Genomic DNA, 18,604 nt, shown 5'->3' with positions numbered 1-18,604 from the left:
GTCAGCTCTTGTCTCTGGGGGGTTGAGGCATCAGGAAATGCCCTGATGCCTGCGCAAACAGTTTCGCATGATTGTCCTGCCAGGCTTCCACCCGGACCGAAGCATAACGCCGCCCCGACCTGCTGACAAAAGCCCTTGCGTAAGCATCACGCGGCAGGCCCGAGCGCAGGTAATCAACGGTAAAGTCGATTGTCTTGGGAAAGCGGATGTCCGGGTCGGTCACGATGGCCTCACCATCGATCTCACCACTCTCGATGCGCGGGAACATGTGTTCCCAACTGAGAGTGATGACAGCGGTCACTTCGAGAAAGGCGGCCGTGACGCCGCCGTGAATCGCAGGCAAAAACGGGTTGCCGATCAGTTTGTCGTCGAAATTCAACACACCGGTCAGTTCATCCCCACGCCGGTCGAAGTTGATATCGAGAAAGCGGATATAGGGTACGCCATCAACCAGCGCGCGCAATGCCGCATCGCGCCGTTGTTTGACCACCTGCATCGGTTCAGGCCGCGGTCTTGCCATGTTACTTCCCCTCAACCGTAAAGGACCCGGCAGCGGTTGCCACAGGCAGGTCTGTGTCATTGTCAACGGCAGTCGCCCGCACAAACGCCACGTTCCGCGTGATGTGATAGCAGGTCGCGCGTGCCGTGATTGTCTGACCCGGCGTTGCCGCGCGCATATAGTCGATCCGCAAGTCTATGGTTGCAGTCCCCCCGGGTGCCGATGGGTGGCTCATCACCGCAGCACCGCAGCACGTATCCAAAATGGTCGAGATTGCCCCGCCGTGGATCACGCCGGTGCGCGGGTCTCCGATCAGATCTTCGTTGTATGGCAGCGTGATCTCTGCTTCGCCCTCGCCAATATGGGTCAGCGTCAGGTTCAGGGCCCGCGCATGAGGGATCGCCTCGATAAATTGGCGGGCTAGTACTGTCTTGTCGACCATTGGCATTTGTCCTGTTCTCGTCCCTTCCTTTATGAGCCGCTGTTTCGGCAAAGGGCAAGCCCACCTGTTGCGCTTGGGATCGGGACCGCCTAGGTTGCTGGCAAGGAGACTAGGAATGTCCAACAACCGTTTGTCATTCAAAGAGATGTGCGCCGAGTTCGATGTAACACCGCGCACCCTGCGCTATTACGAATACATCGAACTTCTGCAACCAGATCGCGAAGGCCGGTCCCGATTTTACGGCGCGCGGGAATGCGCCCGGATGAAGTTGATCATGCGTGGCCGCAAGTTTGGATTCCCGCTGGAAGAGATTCGCCAATGGCTTTTGATCTATGAGGATCAGGGCAACGAAGCTCAAATGGCTACTTTTGTTGAGATGGCGGACCGCCAAATGAGCGAGCTTGAGCAGCAACGCGAGCAACTTGACGAAGCCATGGACGAACTGAAGCGCCTGCGCGACCAAACAGCAAAGTCCCTGAAGTAGGTCTTCCTTCGCTTCGGAATTCTTTCCTGTACACTCTGTCTTGCGACACACCTCACGCGTGTGCGCACAGCTTTTTTGCACGCAAAAGCTGGGGCTCAGGCTTGACCTTAGGGCAAGAAAATTACGCGAAAGCCCGTTTACGCGTTTGGATGTTACGTCAACTTTGAAGTGACGCAGCGTCTGAATTACGTAAACGTCACTCACGTGTTGTAAAGCTCAAAGCAACTGCGCAACTCATGTCTCATGACGCCAGTGACGAGAGTATGACGAATGACCGAAGATGTGATGACAATCCGCGAGATGTGCGAGACTTACGATGTCACGCCACGCACTTTGCGGTTCTACGAGGCCAAGGAACTTTTGTTCCCGATCCGCGAAGGCCAAAAACGTCTGTTCACCAAACGTGACCGGGCGCGGCTGAAACTGATCCTGCGCGGGAAACGCTTTGGCTTCAGCCTGGAAGAGATCCGACAACTTCTGGATCTGTACCATGTGGGCGACCAGCAGGTCACTCAGATGACCCGCACATATGAAATCGCGTTGGAACGTCTGGCGGACATGGAAGAACGCCGCCGCGAGCTGACGCAAGCCATCGACGATCTGAAAGAGCAGTTGCGCTGGGGCGAGAAAGTCATCGCCTCGATGAAACAGGAAAAGAAGGCGGCCGAGTAACCTCGCCCCGCCATCCGGACATATGAATTAAGGGAGCTTCACATGCCCGTTTACAACGCGCCAACCAAAGACACGCAGTTCATCCTGCACGACGTTCTGAAAATCTCTCAGTCGGATATTCCCGGCTATAGCGAACTGGAAGCCGAGTTTACCGGCGCGGTTCTGGAAGAGGCTGGCAAGGTAGCCACCAACGTCCTGCATCCGTTGAATGTCGTAGGGGACACCGAAGGGTGCCGGTTGGAAAACGGTATTGTGTACACTCCTACCGGTTTCAAAGACGCCTTCGAGCAGATGAAAGAAGGTGGCTGGACTGGCCTCGACATGCCGGAAGAGTATGGCGGCCAGAACATGCCCTATGTACTGGGCACCGCCGTGGGCGAGATGTTCTCGGGGTCTAACCAGGCATTTACCATGTACCAGGGTCTGACGCATGGCGCGGCCTCTGCGATTCTGGCGCACGGGACTGACGAGCAAAAGAACAAGTACCTGCCGAACATGGTCAGCTGTGAATGGACCGGGACCATGAACCTGACCGAGCCGCATTGCGGCACCGATCTGGGCCTGATGCGCACCAAAGCGGAACCGCAGGGCGATGGCAGCTATAAGATTTCTGGCCAGAAGATCTTTATCTCGTCCGGTGATCACGACATGGCCGACAACATCATCCACCTGGTGCTGGCCAAGATCCCCGGTGGCCCTGATGGCATCAAGGGCGTGTCGCTGTTCATCGTGCCGAAGTACATCGTCAACGAAGACGGCACACCGGGTGAGCGCAACGGCGTCTCGGTCGGCAAGATTGAAGAGAAAATGGGCATCCACGGCAACTCGACCTGCGTCATGAACTATGACGAGGCCACCGGTTGGCTTTTGGGCGAAGAACACAAAGGCATGCGCGCCATGTTCACCATGATGAACGAAGCGCGTCTTGGTGTGGGGATGCAAGGTCTGGCACAGGCCGAGGCCGCGTTCCAAAACGCTCTGGAATATGCCAAGGACCGCCTTCAGGGCCGCGATGTGACCGGCGTGAAGAACCCGGACGGCCCTGCCGATCCATTGATCGTACACCCTGACATCCGCCGCAACCTGATGGATCAGAAAAGTTTTACCGAGGGCGCGCGCGCGTTCATCCTTTGGGGCGCGACGATGCTCGACAAGTCGCATCGCTCGGGTGACAAAGACGCGGATGGTCTGATCTCGCTGCTGACGCCGGTCATCAAGGGTTTCCTGACGGATCAGGGCTATGACATGACCGTGCAGGCGCAACAGGTTTATGGCGGCCATGGCTACATCGAAGAATGGGGCATGTCGCAATACACCCGCGACGCCCGTATCGCGATGATCTACGAAGGCGCAAATGGCGTTCAGGCGCTTGACCTTGTTGGCCGGAAACTGGCGCAGGACGGTGGCAAGCACGTCATGGCGTTCTTTGAGATGGTCAAAACCTTCTGCAAGGAAAACGGCGGCAAGGACGAAGCGTATGACAAGGCGTTCATCGAGCCGCTGAAAGCCGCGTCAAAAGATCTGCAGGCAGCTGGCATGTACTTCATGCAGGAAGGCATGAAGAACCCGAACAACGCGCTGTCTGGTTCGTACGACTTTATGCACATGTTCGGCCATGTTTGCCTGGGCCTGATGTGGGCGCAGATGGCGAGAGCGGCACAAGATGCTCTGGACGGTGGTGCATCGGACAAAGAGTTCTACGAGACCAAGATCAACACCGGCCGCTTCTACATGGCACGCCGCTTGCCCGCGACCAGGATGCATCTGGCGCGCATCCAGACGGGTGCGGACACGGTAATGGCACTGGACGCGGCGAACTTCTGATCTCAGTGTGGGTTCGGGCAACCCTGCCCGGACCCAGACCACCGGAGGACCCAAATGCCAAAGCGTTTTCGCCTGACACGTCGCTTTCCTGTCGCCATGACTGAGGACGGGTATCGCAAGCTCAAAGCGTTCGCGCGAGAGGCTGGTCTGGACGAAGGTGAGGCTTTGTCTTTTTTGTTCGAAAATTTCAACAGTGTGATTGATGAGGAAAACCTGACCCACCGCTTGCGTATCTTCAACTCTGAGCTTGAGGCACGGAAAAGATGAGCCAATGCGATGAACTTACAATGACAACGCTAGCCTAAATGCCGGATGCCTCCGGCGGGAGTATTTGTGAAAAGATGAAGCGGCGACGCGTCCCTGCCACAGGGCGCACTCGCCATCAGGACAGGGACGACTTCACCTTTTGCGGTCATCGGCTCTCCAGCCTGTACCGCGGGACCATTGAATTCGAAGATGGTTGATCAAAGGTAACTGACAGACCTTCATCTTTTCAAAAATACTCAAATCCGGCCTAGCCAATTGCGCCTTGGGAGGGGCGATCGCATGAGCATCAAACTTCATTGCTTTGGAGAAAGCGGAAACAGCTACAAGGCTGCTTTGGCGCTGGAAATGTCCGAGTTAGATTGGGAGCCCGTCTTTGTCGACTTCTTCAACGGTCAAACGCGCACACCTGAGTTTCGTGCCGAGGTCAATGAGATGGGTGAAGCGCCTGTCCTGATCGACGGTGATTTCCGCACCAGCCAATCTGGCGCCATTCAAGCTTATGTGACTGAAAAATCGGGCAAGTTCGGCGGCAAGGATCGCGAAGAAAATTACGACATTTTCCGCTGGGTCCTGTGGGACAATCACAAGCTTAGTTCGATGGCAGGCTTGACGCGTTTTCTGATCAACTTCCTCCCGGAACAGCATCGCAATCCCGATGTGATTGCTTTCAATCAAGGGCGCCTGAAGGCAGCTTACCAAGTGTTGAACGCCCATTTGGAGGGTCGCGACTGGATCGTTGGCGACGGCGTGACGAACGCCGATCTCAGTTGCTGCGGCTATCTCTATTACCCCGAACCATTCGGCTTTGACCGCGCCGACTGGCCCCATATTGACGCCTGGCTGACCCGGTTATCCGAGCAGCCCGGCTGGAAACACCCCTATGACCTGATGCCCGGCAACCCGTCGGATCGAGCTTAAGGAGAAGACCCATGACAGAAGCTTACATTTATGACGCCCTGCGCACCCCGCGCGGCAAGGGCCGCAAGGATGGCAGCCTGCACGAGGTTACCTCGGTGCGCCTGTCCGCCCTGACCCTGAACGCGATGAAAGAACGCAATAACCTTGAAGGCCACGCCGTCGAGGATGTGATCTGGGGCAACGTCACACAAGTGATGGAACAAGGCGGATGTTTGGCGCGCTCGGCGGTTCTGGCCTCGGACCTGGATCAGTCGATCCCCGGTCTGGCGATCAACCGTTTCTGTGCCTCGGGCATGGAAGCCGTGAACCTGGCGGCGAACCAAGTCAAAGGCGGCGCTGGCGAAGCTTATATCGCTGGCGGTGTTGAGATGATGGGCCGTGTGGCTATGGGCAGCGACGGCGCGGCGATTGCAGTTGATCCTTCGCTGGCGATGGAGACCTATTTCGTTCCGCAGGGTATTTCAGCGGATATTATCGCTACGGAGTATGGCTTTAGCCGCGACGACGCAGACGCGCTGGCCGTTGAATCTCAACGACGCGCGGCAGAGGCCTGGGAAGACAACCGGTTCGAGAAATCGGTCATCACCATCAAGGACCAGAACGGTCTGACCATTCTGGATCGCGACGAATATATGCGCCCTGGCACTGACATGCAGAGCCTCGGCGCGTTGAACCCATCCTTTCAGATGATGGGCGAGCAGATGCCGGGCTTCGACAAGGTGGCGATGATCAAGTACCCGCATCTGGAACGGATCAACCACATCCACCACGCGGGCAACAGTTCGGGCATCGTGGACGGTGCGGCAGCTGTTCTGATCGGCAACAAGGAATTCGGTGAAAAATACGGTCTCAAGCCGCGCGCCCGTATCAAGGCAACCGCCAAGATCGGCACCGACCCGACCATCATGCTGACCGGCCCGGTTCCGGTGACCGAAAAGATCCTGGCCGACAACGGCATGAAGATCAGTGATCTGGACCTGTTCGAAGTGAACGAAGCCTTCGCGTCGGTTGTGCTGCGGTTCCAGCAGGCGTTTGATGTTGATCCGGCCCTTGTGAACGTAAACGGCGGCTCGATCGCGATGGGGCACCCTCTGGGCGCAACTGGCGCGATGATCATCGGCACTCTGCTGGATGAGCTTGAGCGTCAGGACAAGGAAACCGGTCTGGCCACGCTCTGCATCGCGTCCGGCATGGGTGCGGCAACGATTATCGAGCGGGTCTGATGCCCAAGCTGGATCTCTCTCAGATCCCGTTCAAGGGTGGCTCGTCCTATCCCGGCAAGCTGGCTGAGGCGGTCGGAGGCCGTTTCAACCAAGGCGTTGGAGATGCGGGTGGGCTGACCCAATTCGGGGTCAACATCGTGCGGCTTGAGCCGCAGGCTCTGTCCTCGCTGCGTCATTATCATATGGAGCAGGACGAGTTTGCCATCATGCTCAGCGGTACATGCGTGCTGATCGACGACGATGGAGAGCATGAGATGCAGCCCGGTGATTGCGCCGCGTGGCCCGCTGGTGAAACCAACGGCCATCACCTTGTGAACAAGACCGATGCGCCTGCGACCTTTCTGGTGGTGGGCACTCGGACCCCGACAGAGACCTGTTTTTACAGCGACTTAGACATGATGGTGAAGGATGATGAGAACGGATTCTCTTTCACCCGGAAAGACGGCAGCCCGCTGACGGCTGACCAGATTGGAGATGACAATGACTGATTTCACTCTGAGCAAAGACGCGGACGGCGTCGCCTTTGTAACCTGGGACGCCCAGGGCAAATCCATGAACGTGCTGACCCGCGAGGCGTTTCAGGAGGTCAGCCATCTGATCAATCAGGCCCTGAACGATGATGAGATCAAGGGGATCGTCATCACCTCGGGCAAAGAAGGTTCGTTTGCAGGCGGCATGGACCTGAATACGCTGGCCACCATTCGCCAGGAGGCGGGTGAAGAACCGGCGCAAGCGCTGTTCGATTTCGTCATGGGTGGCCATCACATTCTGCGCAAGCTGGAATTGGCAGGTATGGACCCCAAGACCAAGAAGGGCGGCAAGCCGATTGCCTGCGCAATCAACGGCACATGCGCCGGGATCGGGACCGAGATCGCCCTTGCCTGCCATCACCGCGTGATGACCGACAACCCGAAATCCAAGATCGGTCTGCCCGAAATTCTGCTGGGTATCTTCCCGGGTGGCGGCGGCACAATGCGCTACAGCCGCATGGTTGGCGCGATGGCCGCCGCTCCAGTGCTGCTGGAAGGCAAAATGATGGACCCGAAGAAGGCTAAGGGTGCACAGCTGATCGACGCAGTTTCAGATGACCCGGTTGCGGCGGCGAAGGAATGGGTTCTGAACGCCAAGGATGCCGATCTGGTCAAGCCTTGGGACGCGAAAGGCTATAAGATGCCCGGCGGCGCGCCCTATCATCCTGCAGGCTTCATGACCTTCGTGGGTGCAAGCGCGATGGTCAACGGCAAGACACAAGGTGCATTCCCGGCGGCCAAGGCTCTGCTGAGTTCGATCTATGAAGGCGCGCTGGTTGACTTCGACACCGCCCTAAAAATCGAGGCGCGTTGGTTCACCAATGTCCTGATGAACCCGTCCTCATCGGCCATGATCCGTTCGCTGTTCCTGAACAAAGAAGCGTTGGAGAAAGGTGCTGTGCGTCCCAAGGATGTACCAGATCAGCGCGTTAAGAAGGTCGGCGTACTGGGCGCGGGCATGATGGGTGCCGGTATCGCTCTTGTCTCGGCTCAGGCCGGGATGGAGGTTGTTCTGATCGACCGTGATCAGGAAGCCGCCGACAAGGGCAAGGCGTACAGCGAAAGCTATATGGACAAGGGCATCAAGCGTGGCAAAGCCACAACTGAGAAGAAAGAAGCCCTGCTGGCACGCATCACTGCCACCCCCGATCTGGAACAATTGAAAGGTTGCGACCTGATCATCGAAGCCGTGTTCGAAGATCCGGGCGTGAAGGCCGAGATGACCAAGAAGGTAGAGGCGATCATCCCCGAGGATTGCATTTTTGCTTCGAACACCTCGACCCTGCCGATCACCGATCTGGCAAAAGCCTCGGTCCGGCCCGAGCAGTTCATCGGTATCCACTTCTTCTCGCCAGTTGAGAAGATGTTCCTGGTCGAAATCATCAAGGGCAAGGAAACCGGGGATCGCGCAGTGGCGAAGGCGCTGGATTATGTCCGTCAGATCCGCAAAACGCCGATCGTGGTCAACGATGCGCGCTTCTTCTATGCCAACCGCTGCATCATCCCCTATATCAACGAAGGTGCGCGCATGATCACCGAGGGCGTCAGCCCTATCCTGATCGACAACGCCGCGCGTCAGCTTGGCTTCCCGGTCGGCCCGATCCAGCTGACCGATGAAACTTCGATTGATCTCGGGGCCAAGATCGCCCGCGCCACCAAGGCGGCCATGGGCGACGCCTATCCCGAAAGCCCCTCAGACGATCTGATCTTCTGGATGGAGGAACAGGGCCGTCTGGGTCGCAAGGCCAATGCGGGCTTCTTCGACTATGACGACAAGGGCAAGCGCGTCGAGTACTGGAAGGGTCTGCAAGACAAGTACCCGCACGCCAAAGACCAACCGGACCTGATCGAAGTGCAGGAACGTCTGATGTTTGCACAAGTTCTGGAAGCGGTACGCGCATTGGAAGAAGGCGTTCTGGAAGACATCCGCGAAGGCGACGTCGGCGCGATTCTGGGCTGGGGCTTTGCCCCATGGTCGGGTGGTCCGCTGAGCTGGCTGGATATCATCGGCACGCCCTATGCGGCCGAACGCTGCGATCAATTGACCGAAGCTTATGGCGAGCGCTTTGCCTGCCCATCGCTGCTGCGTGAAATGGCCGAAAAAGGTCAGAGCTTCTATGGCCGCTTCAATCCTGAAGCAAAAGCCGCCTGAAACAATGATGCAGGCGCGTGAAACCACGCGCCTGCATCGTTCTTGTCAGTGTTTGGTTAGATCTGCCATTCGGGCCGCAGGAACAGAACCGGAGCGTTCGGACGCCCCGGTCGACCCGGCCGCCTGACCCCAGATGGCGGGCGGATCGGGAATATCGGATCCTGTGGAATGGGTGCAGGCAGTGCACCCAATGGGTTTGCAAGGGCTGACATATCACCCTTGATTGCAATGGAGTTGGCCAAGTCCGCAGCGGCCACGTCGTCTGCCACCTCGTAGCTTTGCCTATGCAGCGACCCGCGCATCGAAAAACGACCCGAGGGGCAATAGGCTTGTAAGCCGCCTTCGACAAAGATCACCTGATCCTCGTCGAAAAACAGCGAACAGACTTCAAAAGAAGATCCCGGTGCTTGTGACATCAGACGACCTGCGCCACTCAGCACACGCGCGGGCACCACTGACACCCCGTCTCTTTCGGCATCGATTTTGGACAGGGTCAACGCCATGCCCTGTTCGGGCATCAGCCAGACAGGCCGTCCGTTAAACGCGGCGCGGGCCGGTACAAAAACAGGCAGATATTCGTCCCGCCGCTCGTCTGCAGGGATAACCACAACGTTGGTTGAAATGCGGCGCACCCCTTTGAAGCCGTGATCCAACGTGCGGATAAGATCGCCAACAGCGATCCGTTCGACGGGTTTCCAACCACTGGTGGTTGCAACTTTCGTGCCTTTCAGAAATCCTCCGCGGCGTGCATTCACCGCTTGGTTCAGGTTGGTTGGATCACCGTCAGGCGTTTGATTCAGATAAACAGAAATACTCGTAACTTCAGACACGTGCCGAACCCCCTTTGGCACCAATTGATATGTCTCAGTGGTAGCACCAAAGATGAAGGTCGTCTTATTTCCGACATAATTACGCCCAATTTGGGCTAATTTTGCCTTATGTTCCGGTTTTTTCGTAAACACTCTCACCGAATAAACGGGCTTTATCGCGAAATCTGAAACGAAAAGCGGGCAATCTTTGTTCGAATCCCGGCCCTTCAGTGCGTTGGAAGCGTCAGGCCACCTTTTGCAACGACGAAGAGCGTCTGGCCCGCCATCCAAGCAATGCCCCTGCCGCCGCTATCAAGACTATTCCCGAAACTTGCAGGGCACCGATGGTCTGCCCAAGCGCGACAAAGGCAAAGAGCGGACCAAAAATCATGACTGAATATTCGAAGACCGCAACATACGACGGCTCGCCAACCTGATACGCCTTGATCAGCATATAGACAGCGATTGTTGAACCCACAGCCTGGATGCCTATCCAAAGCATCGCGGGTCCGAACGCCCAAACCCAGCCACGCGTGACAAATCCATCCGGTCCGTCAGGGGTTTCAACGGGAACAACCGTGAAGGCGATAACACCAATCGCTCCGGCAATGGCCAGCGTGGTAACCATTGCCGCCAACATTGCCACTGTGCTTTCTTCAGAGCACATCGAACGTGTCAGGATCGAACTCAGCGCATAGAAAAACCCTGCCGCAACCGGCAGAAGCGTGCGCGCGTCAAAGTCAGTCGGGTTTGGCTGAAGCACCAAGAGAATACCGGTAAAACCCATCAGAACAGCCAGAATGCGCCAGGGGCCAATCGTCTGCTTGAGCGCAAGCGCCGAGATCAGCAACACGAAGATCGGCGACGTGAACAATCCCGCCAACGCTTCTGCAATTGGCATCATTGACAACGAGGCGAAGTAACACAGCATGGCCGTCGTGATCAGAAGGCTGCGCAAAATGACAGCCCCCCAACGACGCGGGCGCAGCCCACCCAATCCCAGAACAGACAGGCCAACAATGAGCGGAAACATCAGCAGAGCGCGAGTCAGGTGGAACTGCCACAAGCCAACCGTTTCAGCCAACAGAACCACCACATTGTCGATCACACCAATGACCGCCATGGCACCGACCATCAAGCCAGAGGCCAACACCGGTGAAGTTGTTGGATGATCCTGCATGTAAACGCCCCAATTGCGATCAAAGATCGGCGGTTCCAATCCTGTTCGGTATCCAGCACATTTCGGAATGACTGCGCAACAGGTTTGCGCCTAACGAATGCCCCATGCTAAGCTGTGGCAAAACAAATCTGAGCAGACCCCATCAAGATGACGGCCCTGAAAAAGTACCAGCGGATCGAAGCCACCGGTCTGTGGCGCCCCTCGCCCGATGAACAACGGCGAGAGGTCGTGGTGTCGATCGGCGAAGCCACTCTGACGATTTCTGACTTTAATGACAGGGCATTGACCCATTGGTCTTTGGCAGCCTTGGAACGACAGAATCCGGGCTCTTTTCCGGCCATCTTCCACCCCGACGGCGACCCGGACGAAACGCTGGAACTGGCCGAAACCGAGACCACGATGCTGGACGCCATCGACCGTTTGCAGCGCGCCATTGATCGCGCACGCCCGCATCCCGGTCGTCTGCGGTGGTTGAGTGTTGGGGGCGTCGTTGCCGCTGTTCTGGCCCTGTTGCTGTTTTGGCTGCCTGCTGCGCTGCAAGGCCACGTCGTCTCGGTTGTACCTCAGGTCAAGCGACAAGAGATCGGGGAAACCATTCTGCACAGAATTGAACGTGTTTCCGGGCGCGCCTGTTCTTCGGTCGATGCGCAGGCTTCGCTGGATCGGCTGGCCAAGCGGACTGGTGTACGCCAGATCATTATCCTACCCGCGGGCGTTCAGGATAGTCTGAGCCTTCCCGGCGGCACGGTTGTGTTGAACAAATCGTTGGTGGAAGACTATGAGGACCCTGCCGTCGCCGCGGGTTATGTCATTGCGGAACGTGCCCGCATGGAACAGACGGACCCGCTTGATGATCTTCTGGATCGAACCGGTGCATCGTCGGCCTTCCGTTTGCTGACAACCGGCGGACTGACGCCTGCCATCATCGACAGCTACACAGAACAGGTTGTGTCAGACCCTCGGCCTTCGCTTTTGGATGACCAGCTTTTGGCGGTCTTTGCACAAGCCGCGCTGCCCTCGACGCCTTATGCATATGCCCGAGATATAACAGGTGAAACTGTCTTGGGACTGATCGAGGCGGACCCGATGGCAGGTCGCACCCTGGAACAGGTTTTGCCGGACCGCGACTGGGTCCGGCTTCAGAACATTTGTGGCGAATAATCGGACTTACTTGGTGCCAAACATACGGTCACCCGCATCGCCCAGACCCGGCATAATATAGCCTTTCGAGTTAAGCTCACGGTCCAAAGCGGCGGTGACAATATGCACGTCAGGGTGCGCTTCTTTCATGCGCGCCACACCTTCGGGTGCCGCCAGCAGGCAAAGGAAGCGGATATCCGTCGCGCCCGCCTCTTTCAGCAGATCAATGGCGGCGGCAGAGCTGTTGCCGGTGGCCAGCATCGGGTCAACAGCAATGACCAGTCGGTCTTTCAGCCCTTCGGGTGCCTTGAAATAGTACTGAACGGGTTTCAGCGTTTCTTCGTCTCGGTATAGACCCACGAAACCGACACGTGCTGAAGGCACCAGTTCTAGAACGCCATCCAACATCCCGTTGCCGGCACGCAAGATAGACACCAAGGCCATCTTCTTACCCGCCAGAATGGGGGCGTCCATCTCTTCCATCGGCGTTTCGATATGGCGCGTGGTCAACGGGATTTCGCGCGTGACCTCGTAGGCCAACAAAAGCGTAATTTCGCGCAGCAACTGCCGAAACTCAGCCGTTGAAGTGCCCTTGTCCCGCATGAGCGTCAGTTTGTGTTGAACCAACGGGTGATCGACGACGGTCAGATGTTCGCTCATGATGTCTCCAGTCTTTTCTTGACCCGCGCGCGGGTGTCTTCATCGCAGAAAGCCGCATTTAGGGCCGTCTCATTCAGTGCCGCAAAATCCTCGGCCTCCCAGCCGAAAGCTGCGTTCAACATCTCATATTCCCGCCGCATGGTCGTGTGAAAAAATGGCGGGTCGTCTGTGGATACCGTGACCTTCACGCCCGCGTCGCGCAAGCGCGCTATCGGGTGGGCCGCGAAATCAGGGAAAAGGCCAAGAACCACGTTCGATCCCGGGCAGACCTCGAGGGTTATGTCGCGGTCGACAAGCTCGCGAACAAGGTCCGGGTCTTCAACGGCGCGGACGCCGTGACCAATGCGCTCGACCCCCAGATCGCGGATGGCATCACGTACGCTGTCAGGGCCGCCGAACTCACCCGCATGAGTGGTCAAACGCAGACCGGCTTCGCGCGCGCAATCGAAGGCCCATTTGAAATCGCCTTGCGCACCAATGGATTCGTTCCCACCCATGCCAAATCCGGTGATCCAGTCGCCCGCGGTCTCAGCTGCACAATGGGCGCTGCGCTTGGCCTGTTCGGGACCGAAATGGCGCACACAGGTGATGACGCCACGCAGAGTGATACCGAATTTGCGCTCGGCCTCATCTGCGGCATCCTGAATGGCGTTCAGATAATCGCGCCACGCGTTCAGATCGCCGCCGCCACAGAAATCAGGGCTCAGAAAAGTCTCAGAATAGACCACACCATTCTCAGCGCTTTCTTCCAGAATGGCCAAAGTGAGCCGCCGGAAGTCTTCGGGCGTTTTCAGGACTTCGCAAGCAGCTTCATACACGCTCAGGAAATGCGCGAAGTCGCGGAAATCATACGATCCGTCCGGCTTGAAGATGCCGCTCAGGTCCACGCGTTTTTCATGCGCGAGCTGGCGGATGAAGGCGGGGGGCGCTGCGCCTTCGTGATGCAGGTGCAGTTCGATTTTTGGAAGGTCGGCGACGCTCATAAAAAATTCCTACCCGGCCCTTGCGCCGGAATGTTCAGGTGATGGGCAATGCTGGCGGCTATGTCGGCAAAGTCCACTTGCCCGATTTGCCCCGCACTTTGCCCTGCTATCAAAACCGGCACCTGTTCACGCGTGTGATCCGTTCCGGTCCAGCTGGGGTCATTGCCATGATCAGCAGTCAGCAACAATAGGTCGCCGGGGCGGAGCTTTGCCAGAATCTTTCCGATCTCGCGGTCGAACCATTCCAAAGCGCGGGCATAACCGCTGATGTCGCGGCGATGGCCGTAAAGGCTGTCGAATTCGACAAAATTAGCAAAGTTTAAACTGCCTTCTTCCGCCTCATCCACAAGATCAGACAGGTGCTGCATTAATTCGGCGTCCGATCCTTTGCACAGCGTGTCGATGCCCTGCATCGAAAAGATGTCGCCGATCTTGCCCACGGCGTGCACCTTCCGTCCCGCATTCTGCGCCCAATTGGTCAGCACTGGTGCGGGCGGCAAAATGGCGAAATCCTTGCGATTGGTCGTGCGTTCAAAGCCCGTCTCTGGCGTGCCGATAAAGGGGCGCGCAATAACACGACCCACTTTCATCTCATGCAATCGCGGCGCAAGCGTGCGGCACATGTCCAGCAGCCGGTCTAGTCCGAAGCTTTCTTCGTGGGCAGCGATTTGAAACACGCTGTCGGCAGAGGTGTAGCAGATCGGCCAACCGGTCCGCATGTGCTCGGCACCCAACTCGGCGATGATCGCAGTGCCCGACGCATGACAATCCCCAAGGACGCCGTCGGTCCCCGCTGCCTCAGCCGCAGCACGGCTCAGGTCCGCTGGAAAGGCTGGAACCGTGTCTGGAAAGTAATGCCAATCCCATGGCACCGGTAGGCCCGCCAATTCCCAATGGCCCGAAGGTGTGTCCTTGCCGGGCGAATGCTCTCGCGCGCAGCCCCAAAGGCCCGTGGGTTCTGCGTTCAATCCCGGGGTTGTGTCCCCGGACGCCAAGCGCACAGCCGCACCCAGACCCAATGCGTCGAGATGCGGCAGGTTCAAAGCACCTGAACGACCCTCTTCCGCGCGCCCCTCGGCACAAGCCTGCGCGATGTGGCCCACTGTATTCGCGCCGGTATCCGGAACGTTGCTGTTGAAAAAACGGTTGGCATCCGGCGCTCCGCCAATCCCGACGGAATCCATCACCACGAGAAAGGCACGGCTCATAAGCTGATCCTTTCGTGGATCAGAGCAGGCAATGTCGGAGCAGTATCGCTGATCGTGATCGCGTCAAGCACGCTTTCAGCGGCGCGCCGCGCAGCGTCCTCCCGCGCCGAATGGATTACAGCGATGGGTGCCCCTTTGGACACACGATCCCCCAGCCGGAGAATGCCGGAAATCCCAACAGCCGGGTCGATCTGGTCGCTTTCGACCTGACGACCACCGCCCAGCGCCACCACGGCAAGACCCAGCGCCTCACCGTTGATAGCCGCAATATAGCCGTCCTTCGGGGCAGAGACTTCTTGGATGACACTTGCTTCTGGCAGGAACCGGGCCCAGGTCTCGACGAACTGTACGGGGCCGCCGACCGCAGCCATCATGCGACCAAACCGCTCCGCAGCGCGCCCGTCACGAATGATTTCGGCGATTTTTTCTCGCCCCTCCTCAACCGACGCGCACATTGCTGCATCCTTCAGCAATACCCCGCCCAACTCGGCAGAGATGTCTGCCAACGGTGAAGATTGCGATCCCGTCAGGACCTTCATGACTTCGGCAATTTCCAACGCATTGCCAAGCGCCGGTGCCAATGGCTGATTCATGTCCGTTATGACGGCTGATGTCCGGCACCCGGCCGCGTTCGCGGTCTGAGTCAATGCAGAGGCCAGCTTGTTCGCTTCCTCCATCGTTTTCATGAAGGCACCGCTGCCGACCTTGACGTCCAAAACCAACGCATCCGGGCTGGCAGCCAGCTTTTTGGACAGGATTGATGCGGTGATCAGATCCAGGCTTTCGACCGTCGCGGTCACGTCGCGCACCGCATAAAGTCGCTTGTCCGCCGGAGCGATCTGACCTGTTGCGCCCACGATGGCCGCACCGGTTTCGCGCAAGATCTGCGCAAGGCGATCCTGCCCGATCTGTGTGCTGACACCCGGTATCGCCTCAAGCTTGTCCAACGTGCCACCAGTGTGCCCCAAGCCACGGCCCGAGATCATCGGAATATAAGCCCCGCATTCCGCAAGCGCCGGGGCAAGTACCAGACTGACGCTATCCCCGACCCCGCCGGTCGAGTGTTTATCAATCACAGGCCCGTCCACGTCCCAAGTGAGAACCTCACCGCTATCGCGCATCGCAACCGTCAGATCCGCACGCCCCTGCGAGCCCAATCCCCCCATGCAGACAGCCATGGCAAAGGCCCCGGCCTGCGCGTCACTGACGCTGCCATCGGCTAGACCTTGCGCGAACCAGATCAGTTCCTCGCGCCCCGGCACCTGCTGCTTGCGCAGTTTTGCAATGATCGAACGGGCGTCCATGCGTTCAGACATCCTCCATGTGGGACGCATCGAACGCGCCCGGCAGCAATTCTCCGATGGTGGTTTCGAACTCGGCACCTTCCACGGTCGCCAAAGTGACTTTCACATCGCGCTTGCCGAACTCGGCCAGTTTCTGTCGGCACCCACCGCAAGGCGGCACGGGTTGCGGGCTAGAGGCGACCACATAAACTTCGGTCAGTTCCTGCTCGCCCGCGGCGACCATCGCGGCAATCGCGCCAGCCTCAGCGCACGTGCCTTCGGGGTATGCGACGTTCTCGACGTTGCAACCGGAATAAACCTGACCCGAGGAAGACCGCAGCGCCGCGCCGACCTTGAAGTTCGAATAAGGCGCATAGGCGTTTTCCCGGACGGACAAAGCAGCGTCTTTCAGCGACATGGCGATTCCCTATTTTTGATCATCTGGTCAGAAAATTGGACCCTACCGGAAAAAGGTGGGGGAATAGAAGCCCCCCTTCCCTTGTTTTTCAGTCACCCAAGCGCAGTGGTGAAGGTACCGGGCAAGGTGACTTCCAGCAATTCGACATCGTCCGACGGCGTGGACAGGCGCGTACGCATGCCCGGTGGAATGACGAATGCGTCGCCTTGCTCCAGCCGGTATGGCTCGCGGTCTTCGCCTTCCAGCGTCACTTGGCCGTCCATCACAAAGGTAAAATGGATATCGGTGTCATGACTGGCCCATTCCGGATCACCCTGCCCTTTGCGCACGACCTGAACCCCGGCGACACCCTTGGTGTTTTCGGCAATCGTTGTGTCGCGGCAGATGTAACCTGGCAAACGGAAAGGCGCCCATTCGGCATCCTTCGCCTGATTGTAGACAAAGCGTTGTCCCTGCCATTCCCGATCGGGACGAAAATGCGGGGTTGGGAGCTGCATGTCATGGTCGATTTCCGTGACATGTTCTGCCGGCACACCGATCTCAATGACCTGAACGTTATCGGATGCTTCCAGCACGCGATGACGAATTTCCGGCGGCTGGATAAAGCAATCGCCAGCGGTCAGGCGCATTTTCTCACCTTGATCTTCATAGACGACATCAACCCATCCGTGGATGCAGAAGATCAGCTGAAACCCAACCTTGTGAAAATGTACCATGTCAGGCACCGGGCCACCGTCGGGGATACGAATATGGCTGGCGATGATCGATCCACCCAAGCGGTCTGGCACCAGATCGCGGTAGTGCATCCCTGCGCGGCCAATGATCCAAGGTGCCTGATCCTTGAGCCTGCGCACCACAAAGGAATGAACCGTTACAGGCATTACTAACGGGGGGTTACGCTCTTCGATTTCAACACGGGTGCCGTTGGGCGCAACAAGAACGCGTTCACCATTGGCGAAACCTTCGGGGTCATCGGTCAGGATACGCAGCGTTCCGGCGCTTTCGGGTGCATCCTTTTCGATGCGCAAGCGCAACCCATGACCTGAGAACACCGCTATTCGCGGATCGTCTGCAGGATAGATCATGTCCATCTTCATCCCTAATGTCTTTGTGTAAAAGGGGATGTCGTCACGCAACTCCTGCGTGGGCTGGCGAAATTCAGCGTATGTCTGCGATGGCCCGGCTGTCTTGGTCATTGGGTGTTCCGTTGGATTGTGCTTTGGGCCATCCGATCAGAACAGCGACCAAAATGCCAATCGAAAAGAACATCTCGAGCGTTTCTTCCAGCACAAAAAGGCGCACCATCATGAGGTCTGACAAAGCACCAGCATATAATCCCGAAAACTCTTCCAGAAGTTGGGCGATGACAGCAGCAGACCCCGCCGCGATAAACACCATTAAGGAAAGGTTGCGTTGTTTGAACGCGCGCCAACCTGTCGGAATGCCGTGCCAGACGGCACCACCGAGCACAAGGATGACCAAAGCAACCCTGACCCAGGTGACATCTAAAAAAACGTCTAAACCGTGAAGGATCGTGAACGGTAGACTACCCTCGGAATAGATGTCAGCCTCTAATTCGCGCTCGGCCAGCAAAAGGCAGGTCAGGCCAATATATGCACGCGAGATACCACGATAGCGCCACAGCGCAGCAAGACCTGCGACAAACAAACCAGCGGCAGAGAGTGTTTCGATCGGGCCACCTTCCTGATTAAACGTCGCTGCGAACTCGGGCCAGACGAGAACAACGCCAACGAGAGCGCACGCCAATGCCACCACGCCCCTCAACGCCAGCCGAGAATAGCCAGCATGTGCAGAAAAGCCGGACGAGAAGCCCTCGGCTTGATCACTTAGCTTGATTGTCATTACTGCTGCTTCTTGCCTGTGTGGTCATTGAATCGCAAAGTTGCCCGTA

Annotated in this window: 20 protein-coding genes; 9 read left to right on the top strand and 11 right to left on the bottom strand. The window is 57.7% G+C overall.

Going from position 1 to position 18,604, the window contains the following annotated elements; genetic code table 11:
• Window position 1 precedes the first annotated feature (1 nt).
• Both ACR3EH_RS15805 and ACR3EH_RS15800 read right to left on the bottom strand, forming a co-directional pair.
• Window positions 2–520: a PaaI family thioesterase gene (locus ACR3EH_RS15805; protein WP_171091068.1), complete on the bottom strand. Its 519-nt coding sequence runs from the start codon at window positions 518–520 to the stop codon at window positions 2–4.
• Window position 521: 1 nt separating this feature from the next.
• Window positions 522–941, bottom strand: coding sequence for a PaaI family thioesterase (locus tag ACR3EH_RS15800; RefSeq protein WP_171091070.1), 420 nt, complete (start codon window positions 939–941; stop codon window positions 522–524).
• A gap of 115 nt (window positions 942–1,056) precedes the next feature.
• Between ACR3EH_RS15800 and ACR3EH_RS15795 the strand changes: the two genes are divergently transcribed.
• The 8 genes from ACR3EH_RS15795 (at window position 1,057) to ACR3EH_RS15760 (ending at window position 9,011) form a co-directional block, all read left to right on the top strand.
• Window positions 1,057–1,425 (top strand): MerR family transcriptional regulator, encoded by a 369-nt coding sequence (locus ACR3EH_RS15795; protein WP_171186184.1) that lies wholly within the window; start codon window positions 1,057–1,059, stop codon window positions 1,423–1,425.
• A 270-nt stretch (window positions 1,426–1,695) separates the two neighbouring features.
• Window positions 1,696–2,097 carry a MerR family transcriptional regulator gene (locus ACR3EH_RS15790; RefSeq protein ID WP_171091075.1) on the top strand — a complete coding sequence of 134 codons (402 nt, stop codon included), beginning with the start codon at window positions 1,696–1,698 and terminating at the stop codon, window positions 2,095–2,097.
• A 42-nt stretch (window positions 2,098–2,139) separates the two neighbouring features.
• Window positions 2,140–3,921 (top strand): acyl-CoA dehydrogenase C-terminal domain-containing protein, encoded by a 1,782-nt coding sequence (locus ACR3EH_RS15785; protein ID WP_171186185.1) that lies wholly within the window; start codon window positions 2,140–2,142, stop codon window positions 3,919–3,921.
• Between the two features lie 54 nt (window positions 3,922–3,975).
• Window positions 3,976–4,188, top strand: a complete 213-nt coding sequence (locus ACR3EH_RS15780; RefSeq protein WP_171091078.1) for a hypothetical protein — start codon at window positions 3,976–3,978, stop codon at window positions 4,186–4,188.
• A gap of 279 nt (window positions 4,189–4,467) precedes the next feature.
• Window positions 4,468–5,106 (top strand): glutathione S-transferase family protein, encoded by a 639-nt coding sequence (locus ACR3EH_RS15775; protein ID WP_171186187.1) that lies wholly within the window; start codon window positions 4,468–4,470, stop codon window positions 5,104–5,106.
• 11 nt (window positions 5,107–5,117) lie between these two features.
• A complete protein-coding gene (locus ACR3EH_RS15770) occupies window positions 5,118–6,329 on the top strand; it encodes an acetyl-CoA C-acetyltransferase (RefSeq protein ID WP_171186189.1) in 1,212 nt (403 codons plus the stop codon).
• On the top strand, window positions 6,329–6,817 hold the full coding sequence (locus ACR3EH_RS15765; RefSeq protein WP_171186191.1) for a cupin domain-containing protein: 489 nt from the start codon (window positions 6,329–6,331) through the stop codon (window positions 6,815–6,817). The genes ACR3EH_RS15770 and ACR3EH_RS15765 overlap by 1 nt, the downstream gene beginning before the upstream one ends.
• A complete protein-coding gene (locus ACR3EH_RS15760) occupies window positions 6,810–9,011 on the top strand; it encodes a 3-hydroxyacyl-CoA dehydrogenase NAD-binding domain-containing protein (protein ID WP_171676148.1) in 2,202 nt (733 codons plus the stop codon). The genes ACR3EH_RS15765 and ACR3EH_RS15760 overlap by 8 nt, the downstream gene beginning before the upstream one ends.
• Window positions 9,012–9,067: 56 nt before the next feature.
• On the opposite strand, the gene ACR3EH_RS15755 is transcribed toward ACR3EH_RS15760, so the two are convergent.
• Together ACR3EH_RS15755 and ACR3EH_RS15750 are read right to left on the bottom strand one after the other, a co-directional pair.
• Window positions 9,068–9,841: a Hint domain-containing protein gene (locus ACR3EH_RS15755; protein ID WP_371810734.1), complete on the bottom strand. Its 774-nt coding sequence runs from the start codon at window positions 9,839–9,841 to the stop codon at window positions 9,068–9,070.
• Between the two features lie 223 nt (window positions 9,842–10,064).
• The gene (locus ACR3EH_RS15750; protein ID WP_171676150.1) at window positions 10,065–11,000 is read right to left on the bottom strand and encodes a DMT family transporter; all 936 of its coding nucleotides are present in this window, start codon (window positions 10,998–11,000) and stop codon (window positions 10,065–10,067) included.
• Between the two features lie 147 nt (window positions 11,001–11,147).
• Here ACR3EH_RS15750 and ACR3EH_RS15745 point away from each other — a divergent pair, with 147 nt between their 5' ends.
• Window positions 11,148–12,161: a hypothetical protein gene (locus ACR3EH_RS15745; RefSeq protein ID WP_171186197.1), complete on the top strand. Its 1,014-nt coding sequence runs from the start codon at window positions 11,148–11,150 to the stop codon at window positions 12,159–12,161.
• A 6-nt stretch (window positions 12,162–12,167) separates the two neighbouring features.
• On the opposite strand, the gene upp is transcribed toward ACR3EH_RS15745, so the two are convergent.
• The 7 genes from upp to ACR3EH_RS15710 form a co-directional block, all read right to left on the bottom strand.
• On the bottom strand, window positions 12,168–12,800 hold the full coding sequence (gene upp, locus ACR3EH_RS15740; protein ID WP_171177569.1) for a uracil phosphoribosyltransferase: 633 nt from the start codon (window positions 12,798–12,800) through the stop codon (window positions 12,168–12,170).
• The gene (locus tag ACR3EH_RS15735) at window positions 12,797–13,783 is read right to left on the bottom strand and encodes an adenosine deaminase (RefSeq protein WP_171186201.1); all 987 of its coding nucleotides are present in this window, start codon (window positions 13,781–13,783) and stop codon (window positions 12,797–12,799) included. Before ACR3EH_RS15735 ends, upp begins: the two co-directional genes overlap by 4 nt.
• Entirely contained in the window at window positions 13,780–14,991 is a 1,212-nt protein-coding gene (locus ACR3EH_RS15730) for a phosphopentomutase (protein ID WP_171186203.1), read from the bottom strand. The genes ACR3EH_RS15735 and ACR3EH_RS15730 overlap by 4 nt, the downstream gene beginning before the upstream one ends.
• On the bottom strand, window positions 14,988–16,295 hold the full coding sequence (locus tag ACR3EH_RS15725) for a thymidine phosphorylase (RefSeq protein WP_171676152.1): 1,308 nt from the start codon (window positions 16,293–16,295) through the stop codon (window positions 14,988–14,990). The genes ACR3EH_RS15730 and ACR3EH_RS15725 overlap by 4 nt, the downstream gene beginning before the upstream one ends.
• A gap of 4 nt (window positions 16,296–16,299) precedes the next feature.
• On the bottom strand, window positions 16,300–16,692 hold the full coding sequence (locus ACR3EH_RS15720; RefSeq protein ID WP_171186207.1) for a cytidine deaminase: 393 nt from the start codon (window positions 16,690–16,692) through the stop codon (window positions 16,300–16,302).
• Window positions 16,693–16,784: 92 nt separating this feature from the next.
• A complete protein-coding gene (locus ACR3EH_RS15715; RefSeq protein WP_171186222.1) occupies window positions 16,785–17,888 on the bottom strand; it encodes a cupin domain-containing protein in 1,104 nt (367 codons plus the stop codon).
• A complete protein-coding gene (locus ACR3EH_RS15710; RefSeq protein WP_171186224.1) occupies window positions 17,851–18,555 on the bottom strand; it encodes a hypothetical protein in 705 nt (234 codons plus the stop codon). The genes ACR3EH_RS15715 and ACR3EH_RS15710 overlap by 38 nt, the downstream gene beginning before the upstream one ends.
• Between the last annotated feature and the right edge of the window lie 49 nt (window positions 18,556–18,604).

The organism is Ruegeria sp. BG7, assembly GCF_056535685.1.
This window is presented reverse-complemented; position numbering and strand designations above follow the sequence as displayed.